At 40.0% G+C, this 7,500-nt stretch carries 6 protein-coding genes and 2 pseudogenes (1 of these 8 only partly in view); 4 read left to right on the top strand and 4 right to left on the bottom strand.

Features of this window, described 5'->3' with window-relative positions:
* The 3 genes from tsaD to CLV95_RS13610 form a co-directional block, all read left to right on the top strand.
* Positions 1-965 carry the 3' portion of a tRNA (adenosine(37)-N6)-threonylcarbamoyltransferase complex transferase subunit TsaD gene (tsaD, locus tag CLV95_RS13630; RefSeq protein WP_002726493.1) on the top strand. The gene continues 52 nt to the left of window position 1, outside the view, so 965 of the gene's 1,017 nt are visible here — the last part of the coding sequence; the start codon falls outside the window, past its left edge; it ends in the stop codon at positions 963-965.
* On the top strand, positions 962-1,726 hold the full coding sequence (gene pssA, locus CLV95_RS13625) for a CDP-diacylglycerol--serine O-phosphatidyltransferase (RefSeq protein ID WP_002726408.1): 765 nt from the start codon (positions 962-964) through the stop codon (positions 1,724-1,726). Before tsaD ends, pssA begins: the two co-directional genes overlap by 4 nt.
* A gap of 449 nt (positions 1,727-2,175) precedes the next feature.
* The gene (locus CLV95_RS13610) at positions 2,176-3,228 is read left to right on the top strand and encodes a DNA-methyltransferase (protein WP_002757966.1); all 1,053 of its coding nucleotides are present in this window, start codon (positions 2,176-2,178) and stop codon (positions 3,226-3,228) included.
* Between the two features lie 416 nt (positions 3,229-3,644).
* On the opposite strand, the pseudogene CLV95_RS13600 reads toward CLV95_RS13610, so the two are convergent.
* Both CLV95_RS13600 and CLV95_RS13595 read right to left on the bottom strand, forming a co-directional pair.
* Positions 3,645-4,189: pseudogene (locus CLV95_RS13600) on the bottom strand (transposase); the annotation flags it as partial.
* A gap of 182 nt (positions 4,190-4,371) precedes the next feature.
* Positions 4,372-4,772, bottom strand: a pseudogene (locus tag CLV95_RS13595) (IS110 family transposase); the annotation flags it as partial.
* Between the two features lie 322 nt (positions 4,773-5,094).
* On the opposite strand from CLV95_RS13595, the gene CLV95_RS13585 reads away from it, so the two are divergent.
* Positions 5,095-5,664 (top strand): DUF4256 domain-containing protein, encoded by a 570-nt coding sequence (locus CLV95_RS13585; RefSeq protein WP_002726437.1) that lies wholly within the window; start codon positions 5,095-5,097, stop codon positions 5,662-5,664.
* A 131-nt stretch (positions 5,665-5,795) separates the two neighbouring features.
* Here CLV95_RS13585 and CLV95_RS13580 read toward each other — a convergent pair whose 3' ends face one another.
* Together CLV95_RS13580 and CLV95_RS19870 are read right to left on the bottom strand one after the other, a co-directional pair.
* Positions 5,796-6,293: a DUF4395 domain-containing protein gene (locus CLV95_RS13580; protein WP_002736221.1), complete on the bottom strand. Its 498-nt coding sequence runs from the start codon at positions 6,291-6,293 to the stop codon at positions 5,796-5,798.
* A gap of 532 nt (positions 6,294-6,825) precedes the next feature.
* Positions 6,826-7,017: a hypothetical protein gene (locus CLV95_RS19870; RefSeq protein ID WP_080600093.1), complete on the bottom strand. Its 192-nt coding sequence runs from the start codon at positions 7,015-7,017 to the stop codon at positions 6,826-6,828.
* Between the last annotated feature and the right edge of the window lie 483 nt (positions 7,018-7,500).

Raw genomic sequence — 7,500 nt, 5'->3', positions numbered from 1 at the left:
TACGCGACGGGAAAGAATTACTCAGCCTCGGAATTTTCAGCCAGATTGATTTACACAAACCTTACGGAGGGATTGTGCCGGAGATTGCGTCACGCGCTCATTTGGAAAAAATCAATCTTCTTTTGGAAGAAACGATGGAAGAGGCAAAGATTCGATTCGAGGATCTTTCTTACGTCGCAGTTACTTCTTCTCCCGGTTTGACCGGGTCCTTGATGGTAGGGGCGCAGATGGCTCGTTGTATAAATATGGTTTATGGAACTCCGATTCTACCGGTTTGTCATCTACAGTCTCACTTTGCGGTGTTACACCTTGAGGGAGTTCCCACAGAATTTCCGGTCTTAGGGTTACTACTTTCCGGGGGAAATTCCGCCGTTTATATCCTACAAGAATTCGGTAGGATGGAACTCGTAGGAGATACGATGGATGATGCTTTAGGAGAAGCCTTTGATAAGGTTGCGGGTCTTTTGGATCTTCCTTATCCTGGTGGACCTCATATCGAGGCGAAAGCGAATGAATACATTCCGACTCCCGATGAAAAACCGATTCTTCCTCTTTTATTGCGAAATCTGCCTCAGGAAGAGGTATCTTTTTCTTTCAGCGGGTTAAAAACGGCGGTGATGGTTTTACTGGAAAAACAGAAGGAAGTTTCCAAGGAACAAATCTGCTGGAATTTTCAAAACTCCGCTTTCGATTTGGTGGAAAGAAATCTGAAACGAGCGGTGGCAAAAACCGGGATTCGTAAAGTTTTTGCGGCGGGAGGAGTGTTGGCAAATACAACTCTCCAGAAACGATTGGAGGTTTGGGCGGGTAAAAATTCCGTGGAACTTTTTACTCCCAAGAAAAAAATTTATTGTACCGATAATGGTGCAATGGTAGCTTCACTGGGATACCATTTGTTCCGGAAAGGTTACAAAAAAGGCATCGATTTTACGGTCAATCCATCCAGACAGGAGCTTTTTTCATGAAACTCAAACTTAGTTGGGTTCCGAATACTCTTACACTCGGAAATCTCACAATGGGGTTCAGCGCGATGCTCGTAGCATCAGAAGCGGGATCCAGGGGCGCAAGCGAACTGCAGGCTTATACCTTGGCGGGATTTTTTATTCTTCTCGCCGCACTCTGTGACGGGTTAGACGGAATGGCCGCAAGAGCGCTCAATGCGACTTCTGAGTTGGGAGCCGATCTTGACAGTCTCGCCGATTTAACCGCGTTCGGAATCGCTCCGGGTTATTTGATGTATCAGATGGTTCTCTGCGAATATAAGATCGACGTCTTCGGAAAGGAAGATCTATTCCCGATCGGAATGCTCGTTGCCGCGATCTTTCCGATTTGTGCCGCATACAGACTCGCAAGATTCAACGTAACGCACGATCCGAAATCCTTTACCGGACTTCCTTCTCCGGTTGCGGGAGTTACCGTGGGATTTTTTCCAATCTTTTTGAATGCGAATTCCGCACCTCACTGGATTACGGTTTCCGCATTTGTAGCGATTGCGATCTTGATGGTCTCCAATATACGTTATTCGAAACCGCAGGTCGTGATCCGATCCAAACTCAATCCTACGAGATTGTTTTTACTCGTTGCAGGAATTACCATTCTTCTGATGCTTGTGGGATTCAATCGTTGGCCTTGGCTCATTTACGGATTGATTTTCTTTTATATTTTTTCCGGGATCATGACTTTTCTAATTCATTTGATTCAGGAATTCCGGGTTAAACTAGATTGATATTGTGGAAAAGCGAACTTCTGTTTCATTAATTTTGAAGATATACTGTTCGTGAACTTTATCAACAATACCAAACTCGATAACTAAAAACAGCCTCGTTTTTTGTGAAATAGAGATGGAATCTTTATGTTTCGATAGAGCCGCAAGTTCGCCTTTATATAAAATAAGAAAGTAATGATTGGTTTGTCGCTTCTGCCTGAAATTTACGAGTGCAAATTCGTTTTTCCTTGGAAAATGAGTTCCAAGTTTCAAGATGTTGGTGATTCGTGTGATCTTGTTTGTCGGATATTTCTTCAAGTTCTCTTGTGTAATATCCTATTTTTAGAAAATTGAAATTCGAATGAGTTAGGTGTATCAAAGAAAATATCTCGCGAGTTTTGTATTGTCGTAAAGAGAAAACGTTTTGAGTGGACAAGAAAATAAAAATCGAAATTCTAATTTTCATAGTTATGAAACAAACGATTCATAGGATTCAATTTCGGGATTCGAGAAAAACGTTTCCGCTCAAATCGGAATCCGTGGATTTAGTTCTCACCTCACCTCCTTATCCGATGATCGAAATGTGGGACGAACTCTTTTTCGGCTTTTCAAAGGAAATTCAAGAAAATTTTCCTACCGATCCCAACCTTTCTTATGAAAGAATTCATATCGAACTCGATAAAGTTTGGAAAGAATCTTTCCGCGTTCTGAAAAACGGAGGTTTTCTCGTAATCAATATCGGAGACGCAACGAGAAACACCTCCGCAGGCTTTCAGATTTATATGAATCACGCGAGAATTTTACAGGGATGTAACTCGATCGGTTTTCAAAGTCTTCCTGGAATCCTTTGGAGAAAACAAACGAACTCGCCCAACAAGTTTATGGGTTCCGGAATGCTTCCGGCGGGGGCGTATGTGACATTAGAGCATGAGCATATTTTAATATTCAGAAAGAGTAATAAGAGAAAGTTTGTGACTAAGGCGGAACAGTTCGCCCGTGCGCAAAGCGCGTTTTTTTGGGAAGAACGCAATTTGTGGTTTACCGACCTTTGGGATTTTAAGGGAAAAAAGCAGAGTTTGAACCCTCTTGCAGGAAGAGATAGAAGTGCGGCATATCCTTTGGAGCTTGCAAACAGAATCATACTGATGTATTCTTTAAAGGGGGATGTCGTTTTGGATCCTTTTTGGGGAACTGGGACGACTACTTTGGCGGCGATCGGGAATTGCAGAAATTCGATCGGATTTGATTTGAATCCGGGTTTATTCCAAACCCATTTTGAAAATCTATCTTCTCTCGGCGAAAGTCTCAATCGAATCGTTGAAAAACGGAAACGAGATCACGATCTTTTTGTACAAACCAGGCAAAACGAAGGAAAACCTCTTCTTCATTTCAATCAAAATTTGCAGACTCCCGTTGTAACTAAGCAGGAAAAATTTCTGAACTTAGAAAAAATTATCGGACTCCTTCGCAACTCGGACGAGGAAATCGTAGTCGAATATTCCCCTCTGCTTCAAACCTCGTAACTCGAATCGGTTACCGTGGTACAGCCATAATAGTATTCGTTTACTTCCAGAGGCTAAAAATCGATAACCAGAATAATGTTTTTTCAATCAAGCCAAATTCTTTATTGAAAACTGAGTCGCCTAAGTCGATATTCTTTCTTCAAACAGCACGATCGAAGCAGTTAAAAAAATTATGAAATACCAATTCTTATTCTCTAAAATACTTTTTTCTTTTTAAGAAACCGTTCATTATAAAATTGCGCCGAATCCGGAATTGTTGGCTTTTTTGAATAAGAATTCTAACTTTTAAAACGAACTTATTACGGCATTCTTTTTATACTTCCGAGTAATAAGAGTTTGTCCCAAAACTGTCTTTTGTAAGAACAGATTGCCATGACATTGTCATCAACCTCTGAATGTGGGAGCTCTTATATTTTATTACGAAACTTCTTGTGTAACCTGAGAGAAGCTTTTTCCGACAAAGAAACAACTAACGCATGTTAGCCCGATCTACGTGCAGTTATAATTTTACTTCCTGTTCCAGGGAAGCGATGTTGCCAAGCTGCTTCTGTCAAAATCCTTCTAAGTCTGGGACTTCCAGTTTTTGTAATCCCTGTTTGTTTTCTTTTGGAACCGCTGGAATATTCTCCGGGAACAGGTCCAAGAAAACTCATGAACGAACCGGCCGTTTTAAATCTCTTAAAATCACAAACCTCACAGAGCAAAAACATGGCCGTTAAATAATCCACTCCTTGAAAGCATCTTAAGATTCCCACTTTCTCTCGATGCGGTTCACTTGCCGCTATCTCTTGAATCTTTTATCCATGGATTTTAGATTCTCTTCTTAAATTCTTACCCGACTATAATAGTTGTTAAACGTTTCCTGAAGAATCTCATTTTCAAAATGAAGGTTATTCAACCATTTGTAATGACTGATTGTCCAATACTTTGTCGCTGAGTAAGTTATACCCTTTCTTAGAACTTGTCCCAAAACCTTGGAATTGTAAGAACTCCGACAAGAGTGCACGAACAATAGAATCTTTTCGAAAGCCCGTAAATTATCAAAGAGCATGATCCGTGGGAATTCCTACGTTTTCGCTTTATTACGAACTTTTGGAGCCGATTTCTTTTCTTAGGTTTTGGGACAAGTTCTTAATAAGAATTCAGTAACCTTTGACGATTCCTTCCTAAATCCAAACGAAGACTATCACGGGATCTTAGATAATCTCTTACTGCTTCGTCTTCTTCACTCGGTACATGAATCGATTCCAATTCTCCACTTCGCAATAATCTCGCTCATTTGATCGCGTCTCTCTGTCCGTTTTGATCTTATCTGAACTTTGCCTTGGTATCTTTCCAGGCACGACCAGAATACAATTCACTCCCAAATACTTTAGATATCTGTAGAGTAGATAACCGGTTACTCCCGCTTCGTAACATCAATCTATTTCGTCCCATTCTGCTTTGAGTTTTTTGATGAACTTTTTGATCTGAACTTCATTGTGTTTTATCTGTTGTTCCTTTACTATTTCCTTTGATTTGCTCGTTAAATACGCGATTCTGATCTTTTCTTTTTTGTCTCCGCAAACTGCATTCTAAATTCTTGATGTACTATCTCCCTCGTTTCTTTCTGTCTTCCGTCTAGAACGAGCGAAGCGAAGTTCGTCTGTCCTCAGTCCTCTGAACGGACAAGCTCTGAGTTCCTTCTGTTGGTTTTCTTGTTTTGTGGTTAATGCTTGCATCTAACCCACGCTTTTCAAGCCAGAAGGGACGTCATTTTTTCTAAATTTACTTGCGACAAAGAAAAATAGGGCACAATACACACGGATTCAAATAAATTTAAGCAGTGATCGCCTGATATATCATTAATGGAGGTCAAATAAAAGTATGAATAACATTAATAGCAATCAGTTGTCATTAGAACAAAGCCGAGAACTATTCGAAATATTGGGAGCCCGTTTTGAGAAAAATATGAATCGCCATAAAGAATTTGATTGGCTTAAAATACAAACAAAACTAGAAACCAATGCTAAAAAACTGTGGTCTCTTAATGAAATGGAAAGAACAGGCGGCGAGCCGGATGTTGTGGGTTACGATAAAAAAATGGGCGAATATATTTTTTATGATTGTTCAGCGGAAAGTCCTAAAGGTCGCAGAAGTGTTTGTTACGACGGCAAAGCATTGGAATCAAGGAAAGAACATAAGCCCAAAGATAACGCTATTGATATGGCTTCTACCATGGGTATTGAACTTTTAACGGAAGAACAGTATCGAGATTTACAGAAGTTTGGAAAGTTCGATACGAAAACTTCGAGTTGGGTGAAAACGCCTTCTGATATTAGAAGGCTTGGCGGGGCTATCTTTGCCGATTTCCGTTACGGACACGTCTTCGTGTATCACAACAGTGCAGAATCTTACTATGCCGTCAGAGCGTTTCGTGGTTCGCTCAAGATCTAAATTTGATCCAAGTAAACTCGAACTGTGTCGGAAGTGAAATGAATATCAACTCAATAAGTGTTGAAACCATAATACGATTTTTTCTTTTCGCGATATGTATTGTAAATTAAGTTTTTCTTTTTGACGTTAGGTCAATAAACATTCGGTTCTTTTGAAGTAAATGTGAGACGATTGCATCTCTCGCAGACTTCCTGCGGAATAATTCCCCATTGCATCAGATAGCCGAATACGAAACATCCGGCGCAAAAACCCACGAAAGATTCCAAAGCCGTAAAAAATATGAGAATTCCAAGCGTGATTTGAAACGCCAAAATCTGCCCTTGTATCAGTAGTATCAAAGAAGTTAAGCTAAATAAAAACCCTACTCCTTGAGCAAATCGTTTCGGCGGTCCTGCCACGGTTTTATTTCCCAGGTTCAGTAAAGGAACGATTCCGTGAATTGCAAGTCTTGCAAAAATGGAAAATTTTGGTCCGTATAGAACCCGAGCTGTAAATCCGTAGAGCAGAGCTAGATTCAGCCAAATCGACTGAGTTAACAGTGTTGCAATCGTGAGGAGAAAAACGAGTCCAGCCACCGATCTTGCAGCGTATTCATTGACTGAATCCGGAAATTTGCCGATTTGAATCATAAACCTTCCTTCTATCTTAGATAACGACAGATCCAATTCTTAGACCTAATTTCAATCAAAAAATTGTCCGATATTTCTGCAATAGCTTAAATATTTTATTATAACGTTGGAATTTCTGCTATATTGTTTGGGCTTTGAATTCCACAAACGTTTTTGATGTTGGAAAATATTTTTAGCTTTTTTGCTTGGTCCAAAATTTCGTCTCTTTTTTATCAGACTTTGTATTAATATGAGCGCGATGTTGTAACCTGGGTTCGGCGATTGAAAATGAGAAAGAATTTTCCAAAAAAGTAGGAGCTCCTCCGTTTCTGTCCTCTGAACGGGAAAAGCAGTTCGTTTTGCTAATGCAGCTTCCTTTGTTCTCTTTTTTATCTCCACAAACTGCATTCTAAATCCGCGATGCAATAACTCCCCCGTTTCTTTCTGTCCTCTGTCTAGAACGAGCAAAGCGAGTTCGTCAGTCCTCTGAATGGAAATTGGGAGATCGATTTTCGGATCAGTTCGTATTAACAAAACAAGAAACGGACGTGTTTCAGGACTTTATTCCCGATTTTAAAATAGACTTGTTCAATTTGAAAGAGGTGGAACTAAGAGCTGGTCTCAAAACCTCTACAGAAATATTCATTTTGAATTTTTCATAAAACGGGAGTTCTCGCCCCTTTTGACGATCATCGATCTTCGAATAGGTTTTATTATTGTCAAGCTTTCGTGGGAGTTCCCACATTTTAGAGGTTTTGAGACCGGCTCTGATATGGCGCCCCCATCCGGAGCAGTAAATCTTTTTTCGCATATTTTTTAATCACCCAATAATTTAACTCGTTAGAGAAAAGCATTCGCGACGATTGATCAGACTGATATTCGCGGGTTGGAAGGATAATCTATACATCGGGAGCTGTTCTTAGTCTAAAAACGAAGGTCAAATTTGAAATTCAAATTTGCTTCAACACTCTCGCCAACAAGTATTCCTCCTTTATCGTACATCTTCTCTAACGAATTCAATCATTGAATGAAACATGAGAAGTTATCTCAAAAATACTTTATCTTTGCTTAAAACGCCGATTTCAATCGTTCTAAGATATTTTTGAGATAGCTTTTACTTATAGCTCTATGCAACCAGATTCATCGCTGCCCAAAGAAATCCGGATAACTCTCTTGAAACTGCCGTTATCATCACTTGAGGAGTTTTTCCTCTTAGCTGTAGATTGCG

Origin of the sequence: Leptospira borgpetersenii serovar Javanica, assembly GCF_003046425.1 — a bacterium.
Lineage (GTDB): Bacteria > Spirochaetota > Leptospiria > Leptospirales > Leptospiraceae > Leptospira > Leptospira borgpetersenii.
Note: the sequence above shows the minus strand (reverse complement) of the source record. Positions and strands in the feature narration are given on the sequence as shown.

Excerpts from the sequence above, each read along its gene's own strand:
- CLV95_RS13580 (WP_002736221.1), bottom strand. The coding sequence starts at position 6,293 with ATGATTCAAATCGGCAAATTTCCGGATTCAGTCAATGAATACGCTGCA.
- CLV95_RS19870 (WP_080600093.1), bottom strand. The coding sequence starts at position 7,017 with ATGTGGGAACTCCCACGAAAGCTTGACAATAATAAAACCTATTCGAAG.
- CLV95_RS13585 (WP_002726437.1), top strand. The coding sequence starts at position 5,095 with ATGAATAACATTAATAGCAATCAGTTGTCATTAGAACAAAGCCGAGAA.
- CLV95_RS13610 (WP_002757966.1), top strand. The coding sequence starts at position 2,176 with ATGAAACAAACGATTCATAGGATTCAATTTCGGGATTCGAGAAAAACG.
- pssA (WP_002726408.1), top strand. The coding sequence starts at position 962 with ATGAAACTCAAACTTAGTTGGGTTCCGAATACTCTTACACTCGGAAAT.